Below are 23,152 nucleotides of genomic sequence, written 5' to 3'. Positions count from 1 at the left end.
CGCTATAGAGACTATTGACGGAGATCATCGGTCACTTGTAAGGAAGACCAGCAGGGCCTTCTCCTACAAATGTCGAAGCGCCCAGGTGGAGGCCGAGTGGTGGATCTGCAGCGAATCGTGGACGACCTCGCGCTTCGCCTCGGAAGACCCCTGCTGCTCGAGGACGGCCGCCAGCGCGTCGTCGCGTACAGCGAGCAGGACGGGCCGATGGACGACGTCCGCCGCCATTCGATCCTCCGCCGCCACACCACCCCCGACGTGCGCGCCTTCCTCCGCGCCGCGGGCATCCACGAGGCGACCAGGCCGCTGCGCACGCCCGGCGCCCCGGAGCTGGGGCTGCTGCCCCGGGTCTGCGTCCCCGTACGGCACGACGGCCTGCCGCTCGGCTTCCTCTGGTTCATCGACACGGCCCCGGCCATGACAGAGCCGGAGATCACGATCGCGGCGGAGGCCGCGCCCGCCCTCGCCCTCACCCTGTTCCACGAGAGCCTGGTCACCGAGCTCGCCTCGCGTCGCGAGCTGGAGGCCGTCACCGGCCTGCTGCTCCGCGAGCCCGACGCCGACAGGCCCCTGATCGAGGCGGGCGCGTTCCCACACAACGCGCCCGTGACCGTGGCGGTCGCCCGGCCCGCATGCGGCGGGACCGACGAGACCCTGCGGCTGACGCTGGAGCGCGGGCTGCTGGTCCTGCGGCGGCGCCTGGCCAGGCACCATCCCCTGCACCTGGTGCGCTTCGACCACGCCGTGCTGCTCACCGCGGGCACCACGGCCTTTCCCGAGGAGATGCACGCGGCCCTCGGCACGCCGGTCCTGGTCGGGGTCGGCTCGCCGCGGCCCTCGCTCTCCCTCGCGGCCGGCTCGTACGAGGAGGCGCTGCACGCCGTCGAGGTCGTCGCGAACGTGCCGGAGTTCGGCCGCTCCGCGGAGTGGGACCGCCTCGGCGTCTACCGCATGCTGTCCGGAGTGCCGCACGGCAACCTCCATCCGGGGGTGGCCAAGATGCTGGGCGAGGCCCAGCACCGGCCGCTGCTGGAGACCCTGGAGATCTACCTCGACCTCGCCGGCAACGCCCAGGCCGTCTCCCGCCGGCTCCGCCTGCACCGTACGTCGCTCTACTACCGCCTCCGCCGCGTCGAGGAACTCGCGGAGACCGACCTCCGGGACGGCGAGGAGCGGCTGAGCCTGCATCTCAGCCTCAAGCTCGCCCGCCTCTCCGGCCGCTACCGCCCGTCCCCCCTCCCCCTGGAAACCGAAATCACCAGCCAGTGATATAAGGATGTCTTATATTGCCTGCATGACCTGGGAGATTACCCTGCACGCCGAGGTGCATGCCTGGTTTCTCGATCTATGCAATGGCGGAACGGATGGGCGTGAGCCAGGCACGAGTCTCCCAGATCGAGCATGGTCAGATTGGGGGGCTTGACACGCTTCGTTCCTATGTAGTGGCTCTGGGCGGAAGGCTCGACGTGGTGGCCGACTTCGGAGATCACTCGGTGAAGGTCGCCTGAGACTTCCCGGCCTCGGTTGGCGGGCTCTTTGGTCTCGTCACCGGGGCGGTTTGCGGGCGATGAGGTATGCCTGGGGGGTTCGCTCGAACTCGCGGCGTGCGCTCTCCAACTGTGCGACCACCGGCAGCCCCGCCTCGGCCAGCATGGTCGCCGCGCGGTCCGGCGACAGGCGGTGGAAGTCGAGCGCGACCTGGTGACCGTAGACCTCCGTCGCGTGGAAGGGCTCGTCGCCGGCCTGGAAGGCGAGCAGCAGATGCCCGCCCGGGGCCAGCACCCGGTGAAACTCGGCCAGCGCCGCGGGCTGTCCCTCCGGCGGGGTGTGGATGATCGAATACCACGCGACGACGCCGCCGAGAGTCTCGTCGGCGATGTCGAGGGCCGCCAGTGTCCCCTCCTGGAACCGCAAGCCCGGATGGTCGCGCCGGGCCACCTCGATCATGCCCGGCGACAGGTCGACACCGAAGACGTCCTCCAGGCCGAGCGCGTGCAGGTGCGCCGTGATCCGGCCCGGCCCGCAGCCGACGTCGGCCACCGGCCCCGGAACGCCCGACGCCCGCACGATCTCGGCGTACGCGGCGAGCATCGCGCGCTCGAACGGTTCGTCGTCCAGCCGGTGGCGAAGGCGATCGGCGTAGTCGGCGGCGACGGTGTCGTAGGCCGCCCGGGCGACCCGCAGATAGGAGGGCTCGGTCATGACCGAGCACCCTAGTGCCCAAAACCGACGAAGGCCCTTCCGGTAACCCCTCCGGAAGGGCCTTCGCAGTGCCGTACGCCAACGCCTCGTCGCGTACGGCAAGCAGGTGCGGCGCGTCCGGCGAAGCCCCCACGGACCCCACCGGCGCGCTTCGGCGCACTTACGAGATCTTCGCGCAGACGGCGTAGACGATGCCGTTGCTGCCGCTCCCACCGCCGTTGCCGGTCAGCTCGACGGTCCAGCCGTTGCCGCTCATGTAGCTGCCCGTGACGGTCCTGCTGGAGCTGACCTTGAAGCCGCCTCCGGTGACCCTCTCGTCGTTCGCGCAGGAGGCGGTGCCGCTGTTTCCGGAGATGTTCTGGCTCGACGTCCGGGTGCTCAGGGTGGGCGCGCCGCCGCCGCTGCCACCCTGGCTCTTGAGCCACTTGAGGAAGTCGGCCTCGTCCTTGGAGGTGCAGGCGTGGCCCTTCCAGATGTCGCAGGCGCTCTTGCCGTCCTCGCCGGCGTCGCCCTTGAGGCCCTTCTCGCCCTTCGGCCCCTGCGGACCGGTGTCACCCTTGGGACCCGCCGGGCCCGCGGGACCGCGCTCCCCCTGGAGACCGCGGTCGCCCTTGTCACCCTTGGGCCCCTGCGGACCGGCGGGACCGGCGGGACCGCGGTCGCCCTTCTCGCCCTTGGGGCCCTGCGGACCGGCCGGACCACGCTCGCCCTGCGGACCGACGGGACCGCGCTCGCCGTCCTTGCCGTCCTTGCCGGGGGCGCCGTCCTTGCCCGGGGCGCCGGTGTCGCCCTTGGGACCCTGCGGACCGGCCGGGCCGCGCAGACCCTGGGGACCGCGGAAGCCGCGGGGGCCCTGAGCACCGGTGTCGCCCTTGGGGCCCTGCGGACCGGTGCCGCCGATCCCCACCGGACCCTGTGGACCGGTCCTGTTCCACGACACCTTCGTCTCGGTCGGCTTACATTTCGTCGTGGCGTTCACCAGCCGCATATACCGCGTGCTCTTGTTCACACACGCGTACAGCGGCGCGTCGCTCGCCGACGAAGCGGTGGCAGCGCCACCCAGAACCAGGACCGATCCAGCCAGAGCACCAGCCGTCATCAGGCCGATGGTGCGTCCGCCCGGCAACTTGATAGCCACGGGACTTCCCTTTCTGAGGCGCACGAAGGTGCGCGGAATACAGAAGTTGCGTACGTTAATCACGCGCCGAGGGATATGGAGGTTGTCCTGCGAAACATCACGTATGCGCATCTCCGCTATCCGTAAGCCCGGGCGGTCAAGAACGTTCCAAACCGCCTCGGGGCCGCGGTGATCACCCCAGGAAGATCCAGACGTACGGCGCACGCCACAATCGACGGCATGGCCGACACCCCCCTGGAACCCGGCTCCCCCGAGCATGCGAAGGCCCTCCGGTACGCCTGGAGGGTCTGCTCCGTCACCGGCCTCGGCCTCGTCCTCATCGGGCTCAGCTCCAGCACGCTGAACGTCGCGCTCCCCTCGGTCGTACGGCACTTCGACGCCGGGCCGCTGGCGTCGAGCTGGATCCTGCTCGCGCACCTGCTGATCAGCACCGCGACGCTGGTGTTCTTCGGCCGCGTCGCCGACCTGCTCGGCAGGCGAGAGGTCTACCTCGTCGGGTTCGCCCTGTTCACGGGGGCGTCGCTGCTGGCCGGGATCGCGCCGGACGTCGGTGTGCTCATCGCCCTGCGGGCGCTTCAGGGGCTCGGCGCGGCCATGATCCTCGCCAACGGCACGGTGATCGTCACCGCCGCCTTCCCGCCCGATCGGCTCAGCCAGGGGATGGGCGTCTACATGGCCACGCTCTCGGTGGCCCAGCTCGCCGGGCCGACCCTCGGCGGCCTGATCGCCGACACGCTCGGCTGGCGATGGATCTTCTGGATCAACGTCCCGGCGGGCGTGGTCGCGCTCGTGTGGGGCGCGACGGTGCTGCGGAAGGTCCCGGCCGGCCCCCGGCAGTCCGTGGACGCGCTGGGGAACCTGGTCGTGTTCGCCGCGTTGTCGGCCGTGCTGATCGCCATCAGCCAGGGCGAGCCGCTGCCCGGCGTGGCCGCCGCCGCGCTCGTCCCCGCGCTGTTCGCCGTGGAGCGCAGGGCGCGCAACCCGGTGCTGAACCTCACGCTCTTCGGCGGGCGCATGCTGCTGTTCGCCAATCTGGCGTCGTTCGCCAACGCGCTCGCGCGCTCGTCGCTGATCCTGCTCGCGGGCCTCTACTTCCAGGCCGCGCGCGGCTCCGACGCACTGGCCGCCGGATTGGGCGTGCTGCCGGTGCCCGTCGGCATGACCCTCGCCTCTCCCCTCGCGGGCGCGCTGGGCCGCCGGGTGAGCCCGTACGCGCTGTCGGTGGGCGGGTGCGTGCTCACGGCCTCGGGGCTGCTCGTGCTCACGGTCTCGGCCGGCCCGGCCACGCCGTACTGGGTGATCGGGATCGGGCTCTTCGTGTGCGGATGCGGCAGCGGCGCCTTCCTGACCGGCAACACGACGCAGGTCATGAGCGCACTGCCGGAGGAGAGCCGCGGGGTGGTGAACGGCTTCCGCATGATGGTCATGAACGTCGGCATCGTGCTCAGCGTGGCGACGACGCTGAGCGTGCTGACCGCGTCCGTCGCGCCGGCGCTGCGCGACCAGGTCTACGCGGGGACCCTGTCGCAGGTGTCCCCGGTCGCGCTGCGGCAGCTCATGACGGGGTTCCGCACGACCTATCTCGTGTTGTTCTGCGTCGCGCTGCTGGGCGTCCTCTTCGCGGCCATCGCCTCGACTCCGGACATCAGGAGGTCGAGGCCGAAGGCGTAGTAGGCGTCGAGGTCGGGCTCGGCCTCCATCTCCCTGGCGTATTCGACGATCCGGGGGAACTCGTCGGCGGGGAGCCGTTCCAGGGTCAGCCGCTTCTGCCTGCGCAGCTCGGCCGCCTCCATCGCGCTGGCCGCTCCGGGGCAGCCGGGCTCGTTGTCGACCAGAGCCATGGCACCGTGCAGCAGGTAGGTGGAGATGGCGTAGCCCTCGCTCAGCGTGAAGCCCGCCTGGGAGAGCAGGTCGAGCGCGGTGTCGGTCGCGCGGTTGAAGTTCGACACATCCTGCTTCTCGACCATCGCGAACAGCCCCGGCATGTAGCGGTGCTGCCGCATCACCCGGATCAGCGCCTCCACCATCACCCGCAGCCGTTCGTTCCACGGCGCGGCCGGGTCGAACTCGGGAGTGACCTGGGCGAGCAGATGGTCGGCGAGGCAGACGAACAACTGGTCCTTGTTCTTGACGTGCCAGTAGAGCGCCATCGGCGTCACCCCGAGCTCCTGGGCGAGCCGCCGCACCGTGACCGACTCCAGGCTCTCGGCGTCGGCCAGCTCAAGGGCCTTCTCGATCAGACTCAGGCGGCTCAGCCGCTCCGCGTGCGCCATGGCCCGCAGCCTCCCTACCTCATCGGCACTTGACAACTATACGCCGTACAAGGTCTCCTATGCACCGTACATGTACGCCGTACATGTACCTCGTACATGAGGAGGACGCATGTCCGGACGATGGTGGGCGCTGGTCGCGGTGTCGCTCGCGACGTTCATGACCTACCTGGACAACAACGTGGTCAACGTGGCTCTGCCGACGATCCAGCGCGACCTGGCGCTGACGATCTCCGGCCTTGAGTGGATCGTGAGCGCGTACATCCTGGTGTTCGCCGGCCTGCTGCTCGCCGGGGGACGTCTGGCGGATGTCTTCGGCCCCCGTACGGCGTTCTTCGGCGGCCTGGCGGTCTTCACGCTCGCGTCGGTGGCGGCGGGCCTCGCCGGGAGCCAGGAGACGCTGATCGCGGCGCGCGCGGTGCAGGGGCTCGGCGCGGCACTGCTGACCCCGTCGACGCTGGCCCTGCTGCCGCGGATCTTCCCCGACGCGCGCGAGCGGGCGACGGCCGTCGGCATCTGGAGCGCGGTCGGCGCCCTGGCCCTCGCGATCGGCCCGCTCACCGGCGGGTTCCTCAGCGAGAACGCCGACTGGGGCTGGATCTTCCTGATCAACCTGCCGATCGGCGTGATCGCGGCCGTGATCGGCCTGCGTTCGATCAGGGTCGAGCGGGCCGCGGCCGGGCGCTCCTCTCTCGACCTGCCGGGCCTGGCCACCTCCGCCGTGGCGCTGTTCGCCCTCACCTACGCGCTCATCGAGGGCGAGTCGCGTGGGTGGACCTCGGCGCCGATCCTCGGCGCGTTCGCGGCCTTCGCGGTGGCCGCCGTCGCGTTCCTGGTCGTCGAGTCCCGTACGGCGCAGCCGATGATCGACCTCACGTTGTTCCGTGAGCGGGTCTTCAGCGGCGGCCTGCTGTCGATGGGCCTGTGGTCGTTCGGCGTCTTCGGCATCTACTTCTTCACCGCGCTCTATCTCCAGAGCGCCCTCGGGTTCTCCCCGACGGAGGCGGGCGCGGGCTTCGTGCCCATGGCGCTGCTCATGGCGGTGATCGCGAGCGTCTCACCGCGGATCGCCGAGCGCTTCGGCAGCGCGGGCACGGTCGCCGCCGGCCTCGGCCTGATGGCGGTGGCCATCGGCGGGCTGTCGAGCGCGGGCGAGGGCTCCCACTACCTCGACCTGCTCCCCTGGTTCCTCCTGTACGGCGCGGGCGCCGGCCTGCTCGTCCCGCTGACCAACGTCGTGCTGAACGCGATGCCCCCCGCGCGGGCGGGCGTGGCCTCGGGCGTGCTCAACGTCTCCCGCGAGGTCTTCGGCCTGCTCGGCATCACGATCCTGGGCGCGATCCTGAGCGCCAGGCAGAGCGCGGTCGGCGGCGCTCCACTGCACGCCTTCCTTGAGGCCTACCGGTTCACGCTGGTGATCGCGGCCGCGATCGTGCTGGTCGGCGTCCCGGTCAGCGTCTACTCCCTGCGCCGCACCCGGGCCGCCTCCGCCTCCGCCGAGCCCAGCGAACCCGCCGTCGCCGAGCCCGTCGCATGAGTCCCCCCGTACGGCTCCGCGCCGAGCCGTACGGGGATGTCCTACTCCTTGATCACGTTATCGCGGGTTTCGCCGGGCACGAGCACGCACGGCGTCACCGGGTCGTTCATGAGGATCGTGCTGGTGCTGCTTCCCCCATCGGGCATTGCGGTGACGGTCCAGACGATCGTCTGGCCGGGCTCGAACAGCCGGGTGTCGATCCGCATCTGCCAGCCCTCCTTCTCCCCCGGGATGTTCATCGGCGTGGTGTAGAGGCCCCGGGGGATGTTCTCCACATTGCTGCCGCGCGGCCCCCGGCACCGCTTGCCCGCGGGCACGTAGTCGACGACGGCGGGGACCCCGAGGTCGCGTAGCTGCTTCCGCAGCCCCGCGACGTCACGGAAGTCGCGGATCGTGACCAGCACGACGCCGTGGGAGTCCTTGGTCACGGCGTAGGAAGGCGTGGTGAGGACCTTTCCGCCGATCAGGCTCGGGCCGGATCTGGTGCGTACACCCCTCTCATGTACGGAGACGGGCGACCATTTCGCGCGACATCGGGCGGGATCCGGGACAATGGGCCGGTGCCGGCACGCAGAATCGACCCAGGGAAGATCAGGGAAGCGCTCGACGCCCAGCTCGCCGATCTGGGCAGGCCGCCGTTCGACGGCCCCGAGAGCATGGCCGGCAACGCGTGCGTGCTGGCCGTGCTCGACGCCTACGAGGCCGGGCTCACGCCGCTGCGGGCCGCCGCCCGCGCCGCCGTACGGCACCTGCTCGAAGAGCTGGCCGCGCGGGCGCCGGGACGGTCGGTGGAGGTGCGGGTGCCCCCGCACGCGGCGGTGCAGTGCGTGGAGGGGCCCCGGCACACCCGGGGCACCCCGCCCAACGTCATCGAGACCGACCCCCGCACCTGGCTCGAACTGGCCATGGGCCGGTTGTCGTGGGCCGACGCCACCGCCGCGGGGAAGATCGCGGCCAGCGGCGCACGGGCCGACCTGTCCGCGCTGCTCCCGCTCTGGTGACCGGGCTCTCTGGTGACCGGGCTCTCTGGGAACACGGGTCACTGGATCCCGGAGAGCCGGTCCTGCACGCAGCGCTGCGCGTCCTCCTGGGTGGGATAGAGCCGGCGGTCGAAGCACTCGCCGACGTGCTTGGTCGTGAACCAGTTGTAGAGCGCCACACTGATGATCAGGGCGAGCAGCAGGGTCAGCGTGCTCAGCACCAGCCCTCCGATCGCTCTGCCCCGGTTGGAGTCTTTGGCGATCGCCACGATGCCGATGACGATCCCGACGATCGCCACGAGCGTGCCGATCCCGCAGACCAGCAACAGGACGATCGAGCAGATCCCGAGCACCAGCGCGGCCGTCCCGAGCCCGCCGCCCGGTTGCGGCCCCCACGGGCCGCCGGGGCGTCCGCCGGGCCCCGGAGGCGGCGGCAGCGGCCCCCCGTACGGCGGCTGCCCATACGGAGGTTCACCATACGGAGGCTGACCGTACGGCGGCTGCCCGTAAGACGGCCCTTCGTAGGGAGGACGGCCATAGGGCGGTCCCCCGTACGGCGGGCCGGCGGGCTCTTCCGGCATCCCGGCCGACGGCTCCCGCTCCTCCGGAGCCCCCGGGCCGTACGGCTCCCGCGGCCCCCCGGGGTCGTCGGGTGTCGCCACGATCATCCCTCCCCTGCCGGTTCCGGGCCCGAAATCCGATTCTCAGGGCCTGCCCGGAAGCCCAGGCTGCCCCGAAATCCGCGTGTGAGCAGGGGTGACACGGCAAAGGGCGGGTGATGCTTCCGGCGGCTGAAGGGCATGCCCGGGTTTGAGCAGCGCCAACGCCCAAATAGACTCAAGTACGTGTTGAAGGGCGACGGCCGGCTGGGCCATGACCTCGACCCCCAGGACCGCGCTCCGAAGGACGCCTGTGGCGTCTTCGGTGTATGGGCGCCCGGGGAGGACGTCTCCAAACTCACCTACTACGGGCTCTACGCCTTACAGCACCGCGGACAGGAGTCCGCGGGCATCGCGGTAAGCGAGGGCAACCGCATTCTCGTCTACAAGGACATGGGCCTGGTGGCCCAGGTCTTCGACGAGTCGATCCTCGGCACCCTGCGGGGGCATCTGGCGATCGGCCACTGCCGTTACTCCACCACCGGATCGAGTGTCTGGGAGAACGCGCAGCCGACGCTGAACTCCAGTGACGGCAAGGGGCTGGCGCTCGTCCACAACGGCAATCTGATCAACACCGCCCACCTCGCGGAAGGGCTCGCACCCGGCTCCATCCGGGCGACGACCGACACCGAGGTGCTCACCGCCCTCCTGGCGCAGGACTCCTCGCGCCCGGTCGAGGACGTGGCGGCCGAGCTGCTTCCGGAGGTCAAGGGCGCCTACTCGCTCGTCTGGATGAACGAGACGACGCTGTTCGCCGCCCGCGACCCGCAGGGCATCCGCCCGCTCGTGCTGGGCCGGCTGGAGCGCGGCTGGGTGGTCGCGTCCGAGACCGCCGCGCTCGACATCGTCGGCGCGTCGTTCATCCGCGAGATCGAGCCCGGCGAGCTGCTGACCATCGACGAGCGCGGGGTCCGCACGCAGCGCTTCGCGCCCGCCGAGCCCAAGGGCTGCCTGTTCGAGTACGTCTACCTCGCCCGCCCCGACACCACGATCGCCGGGCGCGGCGTGCAGTCCACCCGGGTCGAGGTCGGCCGTGTGCTGGCCCGCGAGCACCCGGTGGAAGCCGACCTCGTGATCCCGACGCCCGAGTCCGGCACGCCCGCCGCCATCGGCTACGCCGAGGAGAGCGGCATCCCGTACGGCCAGGGCCTGGTGAAGAACTCCTACGTCGGCCGGACGTTCATCCAGCCGTCGCAGACCATCCGCCAGCTCGGCATCCGCCTGAAGCTCAACCCGCTGCGCGAGGTCATCGAGGGCAAGCGCCTGGTGGTCGTGGACGACTCCATCGTCCGCGGCAACACCCAGCGGGCCATCGTGAAGATGCTGCGCGAGGCCGGGGCCACCGAGGTCCACGTGCGGATCTCCTCGCCCCCGGTCGCCTGGCCGTGCTTCTACGGCATCGACTTCGCTACCCGGGCGGAACTGATCGCCGGGTCGCTGTCGGTCGAGGAGATCCGGTCCTCGCTCGGCGCCGACTCCCTCGGGTACATCTCCCTGGAGGGGCTCACCCGGGCGACCACGCTGCCGGCCGAACGGCTCTGCCGCGCGTGTTTCACCGGCGAGTACCCCATTCCGATCGAGGACGACAGGGTGGGCAAGTTCGTGCTGGAGGCTCAGCGATGACCAGCTACGCCGACGCCGGCGTCGACATCGAGGCCGGTGACCGCGCGGTCGAGCTGATGAAGTCGCGGGTGGCGCGCTCCCGGCGCCCGGAGGTCGTCGACGACGCCAGCGGCTTCGCCGGGCTCTTCGACGCCTCGGCGTTCCTGCGCTACCGCAGGCCGCTGCTGGCCACGTCCACCGACGGTGTGGGCACCAAGGTCATGCTGGCCCAGCAGCTCGGCAAGCACGACACGATCGGCATCGACCTCGTCGGCATGGTCGTGGACGACCTCGTCGTCTGCGGGGCCGAGCCGCTGTTCATGACCGACTACATCGCGTGCGGCAAGGTCGTGCCCGAGCGGATCGCCGACATCGTCGGCGGCGTGGCCGAGGGATGCCGGCTCGCGGGCTGCGCGCTGGTCGGCGGGGAGACCGCCGAGCACCCCGGCGCGATGGGCCCCGACGAGTACGACCTCGCGGGCGCGGGCACCGGGGTAGTCGAGGCCGACGAGATGCTCGGCCCCGACCGGGTCGTGCCGGGCGACGTGGTGCTCGGGCTGGCCTCCAGCGGGGTCCACTCCAACGGCTACTCGCTGGTCAGGCATGTGATCAAGACCGCCGGGCTGCGCCTGGAGCAGGAGCTGCCCGAGCTGGGCCGTACGCTCGGCGAGGAGCTGCTGGAGCCCACCCGCATCTATTCGCTCGACTGCCTGGCGCTCATCCGGGAGACCGAGGTGCACGCGCTGGCGCACATCACCGGCGGCGGGCTGGCCGCCAACCTGGCCAGGTCACTGCCCGGCACGGTGGACGCCCTGCTCGACCGGGGCTCCTGGACCCCGCCCGCGATCTTCGAGGTGCTGGGCGGACACGGCGGCGTGCCCCAGGAGGAGATGGACAAGACGTTCAACCTCGGCGTGGGAATGTGCGCGATCGTCCCGGCGGCGGAGGCCGACAAGGCGCTCGCGCTGCTCAACGGTCGCGGCCTGCCCGCCTGGGTGCTGGGCGAGGTCGTCGAGGGCGAGGGACGGGCCCGTTTCCGCCAGTAAGGCCGGGCCGGACGAACGCCGGCCGGTAGGGCGTTCTCGCCGGCGCGGTGACGGGACGGCCGCGGCCGGCCGAACGGGCACCGGAAGGTGTCGTAGTGTGACGGCTCGCCGACGTGACAGCCGCGGCCGACCCCCTGGGAGCGCCGTTGGGAGCGCCGTCGAACGGGCGGCCCGCGTCGCGGCGGTCCGCCCGGCCCGCGCCTACGGCCGGCGGGCGTCCGTCATCGACGTGAGATCCGTCACTTCCGGGACGACGCCGCCACAGCCGCCGCAGCGGAGCCGATCGAACAGGGTCCGCCGCCGGGCGTGTCCGGGCAGCACGATGTGGCGGCGGCCACAACGGCCCGCCACCACGGGGACCAACCGGTTTCCGGGAGACCGCAGCCCGCGATCCGGCCGAGCCGGCGATGAGGGAACACGCCCATGACACACCGACCGGCGGTGACCGGGTCCGGGCACTTATGCGGCCGTCCGCAACGGTCCCTGATTACGGCCATCCACAATGGTGCGGCCGACCGGCGCTCCCTCCGCGCCCGTCCCCGCACCCCCGAGGCGAGGGGCGGACGGGAGAGCGACTCGCGGACATTGAGAGAACCCGGCGGGAACGTCCCCCGCCGGGTCACTCACCTGGCGATCAGAACCGGGTCAACGCCGCCCACGGCGGTCGTCATCGCCGTCGTCGTCGTCGACGGCCGCGTAATCGGCGTAGCGATCAGCCAACTCGTCGTAAGGGTCATGCTCGTCACTGTGGCCGGAATCGTCGGCGTCCACGACTCCGAGCTCCGCGCGCAGGCGCTCAAGATCCGTCCCGCCGCTGTTGTACTTCAGCTGACGGGCGACCTTGACCTGCTTGGCCTTGGCTCGGCCGCGCCCCATTGGCTCGACCCCCTCATGCGGGGCCGTGCCCGACCCCTCGTCACTAACGCACCGCGCACCGACGCCACCTGACTTCAGGCGTCAGTCTCTCGTTCGCCTATTACCGTACCTGGTTTGTGCGCCGCTCGGTACGTCGTACGAGCGGCGGCGGTCAGCGCCGGAGCCAAATACCCCTTAGCCGACCGATTTCTGACATTCTCCGCTCTGCCAGCCTATCCGCTGCGACGGCGGGAGGGACGCCTTCTTCCTCGGCCGAGTGGAAGATCTTCAAGGTCGTGTCGAAGATCTTCGCCGCCCGGGCGCGGGCGCGGTCCATGTCGAAGCCCTCGATCTCGTCGGCCACCTGGATGACCCCGCCGGAGTTCACGACGTAGTCCGGGGCGTACAGAATGCCCCGCTCGGCGAGCTGCTTCTCGACGCCGGGGTGGGCGAGCTGGTTGTTGGCCCCGCCACAGACGATCTTCGCCTTGAGCCGGGGGACGGTCTCGTCGTCCAGCGCGCCACCGAGGGCGCAGGGCGCGTACACGTCGATGTCGGACGCCACGAGGGTGGCGGCGTCGGGCACGACCTCGACCTCGGGGTGGCGCTGCCGCACCTGTTCGACGGCCCGCTCGTTCACGTCGCAGATCACGACCTCGGCGCCGTCCTGGAGCAGGTGCTCGACCAGGCGGTGGCCGACCTTGCCGACCCCCTCGATCCCGACCCGCCTGCCGCGCAGGGAGGAGGCGCCGTACACGTGGTCGGCGGCGGCCCGCATCCCCTGGAACACGCCGAAGGCGGTGAGGATGGAGGAGTCTCCGGCGCCGCCGTGCTCCTGCGTGCGGCCGGTGACGTAGGAGCACTCGCGCGCCACCACGTCCATGTCCTCGCTGTAGGTGCCCACGTCGCAGGCGGTGTAGTAGCGCCCGCCGAGCGACTGGACGAACCTGCCGTAGGCCCGCAGGAGAGCCTCGCTCTTGTCGGCCGAGGGGTCGCCGATGATGACGGCCTTGGCGCCGCCGAGGTCCAGACCGGCCAGCGCGTTCTTGTACGCCATGGCCCGGGAGAGGTTGAGCACGTCGGCGAGCGCGGCCTGCTCGCTCGGGTAGGGATAGAACCGGGTGCCGCCGAGCCCCGGTCCGAGGGCGGTGCTGTAGATCGCGATGATGGCGTACAGGCCGCTACGCTCGTCGGAGCAGAAGACGACCTGTTCGTGTCGCACCGGCTGGGCGGGGTTCGTGTCGCCGCCGGAGCTGGAATCCTTGTGGGACAGCCCGAAAACGTCGGTCACGGTGGTGACTCCTGATCGTGTACGCCGCCTCGTTGCGGCGATCGGCCTCCAGCTTATCGGACGACCCCATAAAACGATCATGAAAACCCGGGACGGTGCTGCACAGGTGTCCCGCGACGTGGCACGATTCTGGTGTGCTCCCCTACGCCGCCTATCTCCGTGTGTACGAGCCGCTGACCGCTTTCACCCCGCAAGATCAGGCTCGGTGGGCCCGGTACGCGGACTCGCGCGACCGGCCGCGCCGGGCGGGCGCGCTCGAGGTCGAACACGGCGAGGCGGTCCGCCGGCTGCTGTCGGTCCCGCCGCTGCCGGCGCCGGAGCGGGAAAGCCCCAACGCCTACCTGCGCCGGGTGGAGGAGACGCTGTACGTCTGCCCATGGCAGAGCAGGCTGCGGTCGTGGCTGGCGTTCGCGTCGTTCCGCGGGAGCGTCCCGGTCAAGCTGGCCTCCCGGTTCGTGCCGCAGGCCATCGCGGAGCAGACCGCCGACGACTTCGACCGGTTCAAGCGGGGAGAGCAGTCCCTGCGCACCCACATCCGTACGAGCACCTGGCATGTGCCGATCGCGTGGTTCGTGCCGTTCGACTCGGCCGAGCGCTGGCTCGTGCTGGGCTCGGAGCAGCCGGCCGAGGCCGGCGCGCAGACCACCGCCGCGCCGCCCAGGAACATGCTGTACGTCACCTCGATGGCGCAGGCCCGGCGCCGGGTGGCCCGGGCACTGGTGGTGATCCGCAGGCACGTCGGGCAGGTGGCGGCCCTCACCGAGGTCGAGGAGGTGGGCCGCTGGCTGGAGGAGTTCCACCCCCACTCGCTGGTGGAGCTCGACTACGGCGGCCTCGTCCACCTGATGGACGACCGCACTCTCCAGGGCGACCAGTCCGTCGCCGAGGTGGCGACCGCCCTCGCGGGTTTGGACAACGGTCAGGAGGAACTTGCCTTCGCGATGTATCAGCGCGTGATTCTCCGCTGGAGGTCGATTCGCGCCCTGGAGTCGGCAAACTGACGGTCATGAACATCCCCTGACCTGCCAATTCAGGTCATGGCTGCGTCGATCTCACATCTACGAACTGAGTAGTTTGCCGTTTTCACTGCGATACCACGAAACGTGTCGCTAGAATCACCGAGCGTGACATCAACCCGTGGTCGAGACGTTGTGCCCAGAGGGCTCGCCAATCGCACTACGTGGCTGTATGGTCACATCGGGTGATGCCGTAAATGGTCCTAGAAACCGCACGTTTTTGGATCATTGACGGACATCCGTGACAGTGCCGCGACCGACAGGATTTCCCCGAGCGCAGCGGCGTCGAGGCGGACAACGCCGCTCCGGCCGACGCGACCGGGCAGGGCTTGACGGAAGGGGCACTTGCGCCAGACAAGTCGCAGGATCGCTGCCGGCGGTCCACACGGAGGAGAGGCCGCACAAATGTCAGCTCGTACACCCGAGGCCGAGCCACTGCTCACCCCGGCGGAGGTCGCCACGATGTTCCGTGTCGACCCCAAGACCGTCACCCGGTGGGCGAAGGCGGGCAAGTTGACGTCCATCCGCACCCTCGGCGGTCACCGGCGTTACCGGGAGACCGAGGTCCGGGCACTGCTCGCGGGGATTCCGCAGCAGCGGTCCGAGTAGGACGTGGCCGTCACGCCACGGGGGGAACGACGGCGCGCTCGCGTCGGGGATGTGAGCGCGTCCACCACACTCCCATGACCGCCCACCGGTCATGGGAGGGGATCTGGGGTCGGCGCCGCCCGCCCGGCGCCTCCCCGCGCGTACGATCTCCGTTCACCCCCGGCGGTTCCCCCCGTTGAACGCGGTGAGGGTTCAGGGAACGGCCTCGCGGTTCGCGGAAGCCGGGCTCCCAGGTGCCCGGCTCTCAGGAGCCAGGTCCTTGGACGGCGCGTTCGCAGGTGACGCGTTGTCACATGGCACGTTTTCGCATGACGCGTTCTCGGACGCCGAGCTCTCAGATGCCGGGTGCTCGGTCGCCGAACGCCACGCTTTCAGGTGACGCGTGCTCGGAAGCCGCGTACGTGGGCAGCAGGGTCTCCAGAAGCACCCGCACCCCCGGATCCCGCCCGCTCGCCGCCCGCAGGAGCGCGACCATCTGGTCGACCAGGAGGCGCTCCAGCTCGGCCCGCGCCATGTCGCGGTGCTCCAGCCAGTCGAGGCCGGCCGTCTCCACCGAGGCGACCCACGATCTCAGCGTGACGCGCAACACCGGACCGGGCGCGTCGACCCCCATCTGATGGACGATCATGCGCAGCATGCGCTGCCGTACCCCGTCGACGATCTCGCCGATCTCCCCGGTGCGGTTCGCCGGGCCTCCCCTGAGCAACGCGGCGAAGCCGGCCGCGTGCTCCTCGACGAAGTCGAAGTAACGCGTCAGGCCCGCACCGAGCTGTTCCAGCGGCCCGCCCTCGCCCTGCGCCTGCAACCGTGCCTGCAGTTCGGCCGCCGCGCTCCGCAGGGCCGCCACGTAGAGCTCCTGCTTGCCGCCGAAGTAGTGATAGACGAGCGCCCTCGACGCGCCCGCGGAGGCCGCCACGTCGTCGATCGAGACGTCCTCGGCGTCGTGTCTGCTGAAGAGCTCCAGCGCGGCGGCGATGAGCTCCTCACGCCGCCGGTCCACACTGAGCCTGCGTCGCGCCGGCCGTGCCCCGTCTTCCGCTTGGCGTGTGGCACTCACACCTCGCACCCTAGCGAATCCCCACCTGAGAGAGGCGTGGCCGAATTCCGGGGCGCCTTCGGCCCCCTCCCGGCTCTGCGCGCCCACGCGTGGTAACGCTAACCTTCCCAACGCCCGATCTAGAGGAAGGTTCCTGTCTAACCGCGATCAACCCGTACCCTCAGGGCAACTCGATCGTTTGGTGTGTCAGGTGCACGTCCACGCATCGTGGGGAGAACCATGTCAGGACCGTCCATGCAGACCACTGCCCGGAAAGACGTCGGGGTCACGATCCCCACCGGCGGACTGTCCGATGGGTTCAGCCCTCGGCCCCGCCCGACGATCCGCAACGTGGCCGAGCGGGCAGGAGTCTCCAAGTCGCTGGTGTCTCTCGTGCTGCGGGGCTCCCCGCACGTGAGCGAGCACCGCAGAGAGGCGGTCCTCCAGGCCGCCCGGGAGCTCGGCTACCGCCCGAACGCGGTCGCCCGCAGCCTGGTCGAGGGGCGCACCCACCTGGTGGGCGCGCTCGTGGCCGACCTGCACAACCCCTTCTACGCGGAGTTCCTCGACGGCCTGCAGGAGAGCCTGCACGGCGACGGGCTGCGGCTGCTGATCGGCAGCGGCCGCTGGGACCCGGCGTTCGAGGACGAGGCCGTCGAGGCGTTCCTCGAACTGCGGGTGGACGGCCTGGTCCTGCTCGGAGTCGCGCCGTCCAGCGACACGCTGGCCGAGGCGTCGGCCTACACGCCCACCGTGGTGGTCGGCGAGCGCGACGTCGAACTCGAGGGCGTGGACATCGTCGTCGACGACGACCAGCTCGGCGCCCGCTTCGCCGTGGACCACCTCGTGGAGCTGGGCCACCAGCGCATCGCCCACATCGAGGGCGCCCCGTCGTCGGCCGCCCGCTGCCGCTGCGAGGGCTACCTCGTCGCCATGCGCCGCCACGCGCTGGCGCCGTACATCATGGTCGAGCACGGCGACTTCAGCGAGGAGGGCGGCCGGCGCGCGGCGCTGGCGCTGCTCAAGCGCGACCCCCGGCCGACGGCGATCTTCGCGGCGAACGACATCGTGGCCATGGGCGTGCTGACCGCGGCGAGCGAGCTGGGGTTACGGGTGCCCGAGGACGTGTCCGTCGTCGGATACGACAACACCCACCTCGCGGCGGTCACCCACATCTCGCTGACCAGCGTCGACCAGCCCCGGCGGGCCATGGGCCGCTCGGCCGCGGCGCTGCTGAGCGACCGCATAACCGAGCCCGGCAAAACCGCCCGGCTGCGGCAGGTGAGCCCGCAGCTCGTCGTACGGCGCAGCACCGGGCCCGCTCCAAGCGGTGGCCAAAGCTAGGTCAATCACCGACGTGTCCCCTCGCGGCCGGTGTTGACTTCAGCCGTGGCGCCGGCCCCCGGCGGGTCGCGGAAGGGCTGCCCGCAGGCCGGCGACCGGATAATCGGGGGGATTCATGCGTGATCCTGAGTTGGTCTCCTGCGCCCAACGGGCCGCCGGCGAACTGGAGCGGGCCTGGGCGCACTGGAGGGAGAGCCGGGGGCTCGGCAGCGAGGACGTCGCCGAGTCGGTGGCGAGCTATGTCGCCCACTCGATCGACCACCCCTGGGGACGGCCGCGCGTGGTGCTGGGCCTCGACGCCGAGGACGCCCGTGAGCTGGCCGCTCTCCTGCATCGGCAGGAGGTCCCCGAGCCGGCGTGGGCGGCCAGGTTTCCGGCATAACGGTCTGATCACGACTCCGTCCCGGTTAGGTTGGGGTGACCACACCTCCGGGAAGGGGATTCGACCGTGATCAGACGACCACTCGCCGCCGCAGCCCTGGCCCTGTGCGGGGTCGGAGCCGTCGCCTGCGGCGGCGCTGAGGTCTCCGGCGCTGAGGTCTCCGGCGCTGAGGTCTCCGGCGCTGAGGTCTCCGGCGCTGAGGTCTCCGGCACGGGGACCTCAGCCTCCACCGCCTCGTCCCAGCTCGGCCGGCCGGCCTCGGCCGAGGACCAGGCGACGGACACGGCCTCCGCCGGGACGGCCGCCCCGGCCACGCGTACGGCGGCCGCCTCCGAGGTGGAGGCACGGCCCCTGGCCGGCAAGGTCGTGGTGATCGACCCGGGCCACAACGGCGGCAACTTCCGCCACACCAGGGAGATCAACCAGCTGGTCGACATCGCCAACCAGAAGAAGGCCTGCGACACGACCGGCACCTCGACGAACGACGGCTACACCGAGGCGGCCTTCACCCTGGACGTGTCCACCAGGCTGGCCAAGCTGCTGCGGGCCCAGGGGGCCACGGTCAAGCTCACCCGTACGAGCAGCACCCCGTGGGGTCCCTGCATCAACCAGCGGGCCGCCATCGGCAACAAGGCCAAGGCGGACGCGGCGATCTCCATCCACGGCGACGGCGCGGGGGCGAACCTCCGCGGGTTCCACGTCATCATGCCGAAGAAGATCGGCGGCCCGGTCGATCCGGTCGTGAAGGACTCGGCAAGGCTCGGCGTGGACGTGCGGAACGCCTTCCACAGCGGCACCGGCCTGCCGTACTCGAACTACATCGGCAAGCAGGCGCTGAACTATCGCAGCGACCTCGGCGGGCTCAACCTGTCGACGGTGCCGAAGATCTTCATCGAGTGCGGCAACATGCGCAACGCCACGGACGCCGCCAAGTTCAAGAACCCCGCGTTCCGCGCGAAGATGGCGCGGGCGCTGGCGAAGGGCCTGGAGAACTACCTCACCTCGACCCGCTGACGCGTCCCGGCGGCTCCGAGCGGGTTCTGAGCGGGTTCTCAGCGGGTTCTGAGCGGGTTCTGAGCGGGTTCTGGACGCGCTCTGGGACGGGCTTGCAGGCGGGCTCCGGCGGGCTGTGGACCGGGTGGCGGGACTGTCGGCGGGGTTTGGCATCATCTGCGGAATGAAGCATCTCCTCCCCCTGCCGAGGCGTGCCGAGACGGGCCCCGGGTCGGCCGAGATCGCGCCCGGCTCCTCCGTCTCGGGCCCGGCCCCGCTCACCGACGCCGTACGGCTCGCGCTCCCCGTGCTCGACCTCCGGGTGCTCGACCTCCGGGTGCTCGACCTCCGGCCCGGCGACGCCGCGACGGCGGCCGTGCGGGTGGAGGAGGACCCCCGGCTCGGTCCCGAGGCGTACGAGCTGACGATCGCGGGCGACGGGGTGCGCATCGCGGCGGGTGATCGGGCGGGTGCCTTCTACGCCGCGCAGACGCTGCGGCAGCTCCTGCCGGCCGAGGCGTTCCGGTCGGCCGTCGCCCCCGGGACGTCCTGGACGGTCCCCTGCGGGCGGGTGGAGGACGCCCCGCGGTTCTCCTGGCGCGGCGCGCACCTCGACGTGGCCCGCAACTTCCTGCCCAAGCGGGAGGTGCTGCGGATGATCGACCTGATGGCGCTGCACAAGCTCAACCGGCTGCATCTCCACCTGGCCGACGACCAGGGCTGGCGGGTGGAGAGCAGGGCGTTCCCGCTGCTGCACGAGGTGGGCTCGCACCGTCCACAGACGATCACGAGCCACAAGGGGGAGGCGCCCGCCTTCGACGGCGTCCCCCACGGCGGTCACTACACCCTCTCCGACCTCGCGGAGATCGCGGCGTACGCCCGGGCGCGGGAGGTGATGGTCGTTCCGGAGATCGACGTGCCGGGGCACGCCTCCGCCGTGCTGGCCGCCTATCCCGCGCTGGCGTCCCGGCCGCAGGAGCGCTACGAGGTGCTGGACCGGTGGGGCATCTCGCCCGCGATCCTGTCCCCGCTTCCGGCGACCGTCGACTTCCTGACCACCGTTTTCGCCGAGATCACCGACGCCCTGGGCGACGTGCCCTACTTCCACATCGGCGGCGACGAGTGCGTGCTCGACGACTGGGCGGCGTCGGCCGAGATCTCGGCCTACCAGGCGTCGCTGGGCCTGGAGACCACCGGTGACCTCCACGCGTGGTTCCTGCGGCGGCTCGCCGACGCGCTGGCCGAGCAGGGCAGCCGCGCGGTGGTGTGGGACGAGGCGTTCGTCAGCGGCAGGCTGCGGCCCGACACGGTCGTGATGCCCTGGCGCGGCGAGCACGTCGCCCGCCGGGCCGCGGCGGCCGGTCACGACGTGGTGGCGACGCCGGTCTTCCCGATGTACTTCGACTACGCCGAGGCGGCATCGCCCGAGGAGCCGGCCGGGCTGGGAGACGCGATCACCGTGGCCGACGTAGTGGCCTTCGCGCCCGCGCCGTCCGAGTGGCCGGAGGAGGAGCGCGCCCGGGTGATCGGCGCGCAGTTCCAGCTCTGGAGCGAGCGCATCCCCGACGGCCGTACGCTCGACTACCGCGCCTGGCCCCGGGGCTGCGCGGCGGCCGAGGTCGCGTGGACCGGCGGCCCGGCCGCGCCCGAGGACTTCTTCCCCCGCCTGGAGGCCCATCTGGCCCGGCTCGACGCGTTCGGCGTGGAGTATCGCCCGCTGTCCGGCCCCCGGCCCTGGCAGCGGGGCGGCACCGGATGGCGGCGTCACCGCCCCGGCGCCGTCGACGTCCAGGACGTGATGCGCCACCTGCACGAGCTCAGCCTGTCCGCCGACTCCACCCGGCCCAGTCTCTGAGACCCCCGCCCGGGGTTCACGGTCCCGGCCGTGGTCTCTGAGGGTCCCGGCCTGGTCTCTACACGTCCTGGCCCGGTCCACTGAGCCCCCGGCTCGGGCTCTAGGGCCGTGCCGGGCCGGCGATGCGGCGTACGCGGGAGCGGTCGCCCAGCATGTCGGTGCTGTCGATGTACTGGTCCACGGCACCCGTGAGAGGCAGCCGCCGCACCTCGGGATCGGCGATGGTCCCCAGCAGCGCCTCGGTGAAGCGCTCGGCGTGCAGCACCCGGTAGGGGCGGCCGTGGTAGCGCCGCGTGCGCGGATCGACGGGCGTGGTGAGGCCGAGGTCGTTGTGCAGGGCCGCGAGAGCCTCGTAGGCGCCGGCCAGGTGGCGCTCACGCTCCCGCCAGCCGGTGGCCGACACGGCCGCCATGAGCACGGGTGCCAGATCCGGGCCGCACGGCAGGGCGGCGAAGGCGCTGCCCAGCCACTTGCCGTACGGCGGGTAGCGGCGGTGCATGAGCAGGGCGAGCCGGATGAGGTCGCGCACCAGACGGGCGCAGGTGACGGCCGAGCCCAGTTCGTCACCGGCCTCACCGGCGCGGCCCACGAACGCCTCCTCCTGGCAGATCCGCCGCCACTGGCAGGCGAGGACGTAGCGCCAGACGTCGCCGGGATACCAGGCGAGGCGCCGCCGGACCGGTTGGAGCAGCCCCAGGCCGTCGTGGAAGACCTCCCCCGCCGTGATCTCCGCGAGCGTCTGGGTGGGCGTCGCCAGCCAGTCGGACAGGCCGACGCCCGCGATCGGGTCGAACCCGAGATGCCCGGTGAGCCATGCCGCGAGGTCGGCCACCACCACTCCGTGCCGGATCGGGCCGTCCGTCGTCTCCATGTGCCGGGTCCGGCCGACCGAGCGGAAGTGTGTGGGATAGCCGAGGAACCGCGGCGGCAGGCTCCCGGCGAGCATGGCGTGTACGGCCTCACCGTGGGCGGCGGCGTCCTCGGGGCTCAGGAAGAGCTGCAGCCGTGGGCCCCAGTCGTGGTCGGTGGATCGCACGGTGTCGTATCCGAGCACTTCCGAGCCCGGACCGAGGAGTGCCGCCGAGTGCGTGAGGCCGCCGAAGTGCCGCGCCAGCAGCGGTGCCACCGCCTCCAGGTAAAACCGCCGCGACAGCTCCAGCCCGCGCACGTTCCCGTCTCGCATGACCGGCATCCTCCACAGGCACCGTCGGGCGGAGCAACCGGCTTTCCCACGTCACCGGGCGTCCGCGCGGGACGCAGGAGCCGGTGAAGACGGGGCTGGCAACGGCACGATCAGGCGTGTGGGGGCGCGGCGGGCACGGCGCGGAGGCGGGGCATGCGGGGCCGCGGCGGGCGCGTTGTGGTCGGGCGCGCGGGGATGCGGAGGGCGGGGGTCAGGCGTGTGGGGGCGCGGCGGGCGCGTTGTGGTCGGGCGCGCGGGGATGCGGAGGGCGGAGGGACAGGCGCTCGGGGGACGCGGAGGGCGGGGGGTCATGCTCCGTCGAGGACTTCGGCGACGATGGCGGCCGCGATCTTCTCCGGGTCGAGGCCCTGATAGGTGTCGATCACCTCGCGGATCCTCGCGGTGAGGCGCTGGTCCGCCTGTTCCGCGTCGCCGATGTGGCGCCCGGCCACCGCGACGGCGGCGGCGAGCTCGTAGGCCTCGGCCGGCCCGATGCCCTGCGGATCGACCTCGACGAGGACGCGGGCGCCGTTCTTCGGCGAGACGCGGACCTTCCACCGCCCGGACGGGCCGGCGACCGACAGCGTGTCCTTGCGCAGGGCCGGCGGGAAAAGGACGACGGCCACCCGGCCCGCCGCGGCGAGGATCCGCTCGGCGAGCCTGCGTACGTCCTTCTTACCGACGACGATCCTTCCGGAGCGGTTGATGATGCTCACGGAATCACCGCTGTCGGCCACGGCGATCCGCTCGCCGTCGGCCTGGTCGTAGATGGCGCTCATGAGGGGTCGCTCGCTTAGCTTTGTCGGGGCGGGCTGCGAGACTCCGCTCATGCATGATCTCGTACTTTCGGAGCGCATGATCGTGATTCGCCCTACCCCGGGCGACGACCTCGGCGAGCGCACCGCGTGAGCGACCGTCCGAGCGCGGGCGTGGCTCAGACGAGGGTGTAGCCGGCTTCCTCGACGGCCTTGCGCACCGCGTCGTCGGCGACGTCGCCGGAGACGTCGAGCCGGCCGCTGTCGAGGTCGACCTCGACGCCGGTGACGCCGGGGATCTCGCCGACCTCCTCCTTGACCGAGCTCACGCAGTGGCCGCAGGTCATGCCCTGCACGGTGTAGGTCTTGACGCTCATGGCGCTCTCCGTTTCCAGGGGA

24 protein-coding genes are annotated in these 23,152 nt (G+C 71.3%); 13 read left to right on the top strand and 11 right to left on the bottom strand.

All coding sequences use genetic code 11. From position 1 onward, the window contains the following. The first annotated feature begins 99 nt into the window (after positions 1–99). Entirely contained in the window at positions 100–1,269 is a 1,170-nt protein-coding gene (locus HCK04_RS29470; RefSeq protein ID WP_168066363.1) for a helix-turn-helix domain-containing protein, read from the top strand. Between the two features lie 59 nt (positions 1,270–1,328). Next, entirely contained in the window at positions 1,329–1,508 is a 180-nt protein-coding gene (locus tag HCK04_RS29465) for a helix-turn-helix domain-containing protein (protein WP_142650631.1), read from the top strand. A 37-nt stretch (positions 1,509–1,545) separates the two neighbouring features. On the opposite strand, the gene HCK04_RS29460 is transcribed toward HCK04_RS29465, so the two are convergent. Both HCK04_RS29460 and HCK04_RS29455 read right to left on the bottom strand, forming a co-directional pair. Beyond that, positions 1,546–2,202, bottom strand: coding sequence for a class I SAM-dependent methyltransferase (locus tag HCK04_RS29460; protein WP_142650630.1), 657 nt, complete (start codon positions 2,200–2,202; stop codon positions 1,546–1,548). A 160-nt stretch (positions 2,203–2,362) separates the two neighbouring features. Further along, complete coding sequence (locus tag HCK04_RS29455; protein WP_142650660.1) at positions 2,363–3,301, bottom strand: hypothetical protein; 939 nt, start codon at positions 3,299–3,301, stop codon at positions 2,363–2,365. A 258-nt stretch (positions 3,302–3,559) separates the two neighbouring features. Between HCK04_RS29455 and HCK04_RS29450 the strand changes: the two genes are divergently transcribed. Next, positions 3,560–5,011 (top strand): MFS transporter, encoded by a 1,452-nt coding sequence (locus HCK04_RS29450; protein WP_142650629.1) that lies wholly within the window; start codon positions 3,560–3,562, stop codon positions 5,009–5,011. Here the strand turns inward: HCK04_RS29450 and HCK04_RS29445 are convergent. Beyond that, entirely contained in the window at positions 4,918–5,613 is a 696-nt protein-coding gene (locus tag HCK04_RS29445) for a TetR/AcrR family transcriptional regulator C-terminal domain-containing protein (RefSeq protein WP_142650628.1), read from the bottom strand. The genes HCK04_RS29450 and HCK04_RS29445 overlap by 94 nt on opposite strands. Positions 5,614–5,722: 109 nt before the next feature. Here HCK04_RS29445 and HCK04_RS29440 point away from each other — a divergent pair, with 109 nt between their 5' ends. Beyond that, a complete protein-coding gene (locus HCK04_RS29440; RefSeq protein ID WP_142650627.1) occupies positions 5,723–7,147 on the top strand; it encodes an MFS transporter in 1,425 nt (474 codons plus the stop codon). 41 nt (positions 7,148–7,188) lie between these two features. Here HCK04_RS29440 and HCK04_RS29435 read toward each other — a convergent pair whose 3' ends face one another. Next, a complete protein-coding gene (locus tag HCK04_RS29435) occupies positions 7,189–7,575 on the bottom strand; it encodes a hypothetical protein (protein ID WP_142650626.1) in 387 nt (128 codons plus the stop codon). A gap of 132 nt (positions 7,576–7,707) precedes the next feature. Here HCK04_RS29435 and HCK04_RS29430 point away from each other — a divergent pair, with 132 nt between their 5' ends. Continuing rightward, entirely contained in the window at positions 7,708–8,148 is a 441-nt protein-coding gene (locus HCK04_RS29430) for a sterol carrier family protein (RefSeq protein ID WP_142650625.1), read from the top strand. A gap of 38 nt (positions 8,149–8,186) precedes the next feature. On the opposite strand, the gene HCK04_RS29425 is transcribed toward HCK04_RS29430, so the two are convergent. Further along, the gene (locus HCK04_RS29425; protein WP_142650624.1) at positions 8,187–8,789 is read right to left on the bottom strand and encodes a DUF4190 domain-containing protein; all 603 of its coding nucleotides are present in this window, start codon (positions 8,787–8,789) and stop codon (positions 8,187–8,189) included. 183 nt (positions 8,790–8,972) lie between these two features. Between HCK04_RS29425 and purF the strand changes: the two genes are divergently transcribed. Both purF and purM read left to right on the top strand, forming a co-directional pair. After that, positions 8,973–10,409 (top strand): amidophosphoribosyltransferase, encoded by a 1,437-nt coding sequence (gene purF, locus HCK04_RS29420; RefSeq protein WP_142650623.1) that lies wholly within the window; start codon positions 8,973–8,975, stop codon positions 10,407–10,409. After that, the gene (purM, locus tag HCK04_RS29415; RefSeq protein ID WP_142650622.1) at positions 10,406–11,434 is read left to right on the top strand and encodes a phosphoribosylformylglycinamidine cyclo-ligase; all 1,029 of its coding nucleotides are present in this window, start codon (positions 10,406–10,408) and stop codon (positions 11,432–11,434) included. The genes purF and purM overlap by 4 nt, the downstream gene beginning before the upstream one ends. A 645-nt stretch (positions 11,435–12,079) precedes the next feature. On the opposite strand, the gene HCK04_RS29410 is transcribed toward purM, so the two are convergent. Both HCK04_RS29410 and HCK04_RS29405 read right to left on the bottom strand, forming a co-directional pair. After that, on the bottom strand, positions 12,080–12,310 hold the full coding sequence (locus HCK04_RS29410; protein WP_079315184.1) for a DUF3073 domain-containing protein: 231 nt from the start codon (positions 12,308–12,310) through the stop codon (positions 12,080–12,082). Positions 12,311–12,461: 151 nt separating this feature from the next. Then, complete coding sequence (locus HCK04_RS29405; protein ID WP_260617447.1) at positions 12,462–13,580, bottom strand: Glu/Leu/Phe/Val dehydrogenase; 1,119 nt, start codon at positions 13,578–13,580, stop codon at positions 12,462–12,464. A 134-nt stretch (positions 13,581–13,714) separates the two neighbouring features. Between HCK04_RS29405 and HCK04_RS29400 the strand changes: the two genes are divergently transcribed. Next, complete coding sequence (locus HCK04_RS29400; protein ID WP_142650620.1) at positions 13,715–14,581, top strand: hypothetical protein; 867 nt, start codon at positions 13,715–13,717, stop codon at positions 14,579–14,581. Positions 14,582–15,001: 420 nt separating this feature from the next. Continuing rightward, positions 15,002–15,205 (top strand): developmental transcriptional regulator BldC, encoded by a 204-nt coding sequence (gene bldC, locus HCK04_RS29395; RefSeq protein WP_013133571.1) that lies wholly within the window; start codon positions 15,002–15,004, stop codon positions 15,203–15,205. A gap of 334 nt (positions 15,206–15,539) precedes the next feature. On the opposite strand, the gene HCK04_RS29390 is transcribed toward bldC, so the two are convergent. Then, positions 15,540–16,262 carry a TetR/AcrR family transcriptional regulator gene (locus HCK04_RS29390; protein WP_260617446.1) on the bottom strand — a complete coding sequence of 241 codons (723 nt, stop codon included), beginning with the start codon at positions 16,260–16,262 and terminating at the stop codon, positions 15,540–15,542. 219 nt (positions 16,263–16,481) lie between these two features. Between HCK04_RS29390 and HCK04_RS29385 the strand changes: the two genes are divergently transcribed. From HCK04_RS29385 to HCK04_RS29370, 4 genes are all read left to right on the top strand, one after another. After that, on the top strand, positions 16,482–17,585 hold the full coding sequence (locus tag HCK04_RS29385) for a LacI family DNA-binding transcriptional regulator (RefSeq protein WP_142650619.1): 1,104 nt from the start codon (positions 16,482–16,484) through the stop codon (positions 17,583–17,585). 115 nt (positions 17,586–17,700) lie between these two features. Continuing rightward, complete coding sequence (locus tag HCK04_RS29380) at positions 17,701–17,967, top strand: hypothetical protein (protein WP_030508794.1); 267 nt, start codon at positions 17,701–17,703, stop codon at positions 17,965–17,967. A gap of 66 nt (positions 17,968–18,033) precedes the next feature. Then, a complete protein-coding gene (locus HCK04_RS29375) occupies positions 18,034–18,981 on the top strand; it encodes an N-acetylmuramoyl-L-alanine amidase (protein ID WP_142650618.1) in 948 nt (315 codons plus the stop codon). A gap of 163 nt (positions 18,982–19,144) precedes the next feature. Further along, positions 19,145–20,815: a beta-N-acetylhexosaminidase gene (locus HCK04_RS29370; protein ID WP_142650617.1), complete on the top strand. Its 1,671-nt coding sequence runs from the start codon at positions 19,145–19,147 to the stop codon at positions 20,813–20,815. A gap of 100 nt (positions 20,816–20,915) precedes the next feature. Here the strand turns inward: HCK04_RS29370 and HCK04_RS29365 are convergent, their stop codons facing one another. The 3 genes from HCK04_RS29365 to HCK04_RS29355 form a co-directional block, all read right to left on the bottom strand. Beyond that, a complete protein-coding gene (locus tag HCK04_RS29365; RefSeq protein ID WP_142650616.1) occupies positions 20,916–21,998 on the bottom strand; it encodes a DUF4037 domain-containing protein in 1,083 nt (360 codons plus the stop codon). Positions 21,999–22,306: 308 nt separating this feature from the next. Then, complete coding sequence (locus tag HCK04_RS29360) at positions 22,307–22,777, bottom strand: hypothetical protein (RefSeq protein WP_142650615.1); 471 nt, start codon at positions 22,775–22,777, stop codon at positions 22,307–22,309. 155 nt (positions 22,778–22,932) lie between these two features. Further along, the gene (locus HCK04_RS29355; protein ID WP_142561071.1) at positions 22,933–23,130 is read right to left on the bottom strand and encodes a cation transporter; all 198 of its coding nucleotides are present in this window, start codon (positions 23,128–23,130) and stop codon (positions 22,933–22,935) included. Between the last annotated feature and the right edge of the window lie 22 nt (positions 23,131–23,152).

Source organism: Microbispora sp. CL1-1 (genome assembly GCF_012034195.1).
In the GTDB taxonomy this organism is placed as follows: Bacteria; Actinomycetota; Actinomycetes; order Streptosporangiales; family Streptosporangiaceae; genus Microbispora.
The sequence above is the reverse complement of the archived record's forward strand: the minus strand, read 5'-3'. Positions and strand labels throughout refer to the sequence as shown.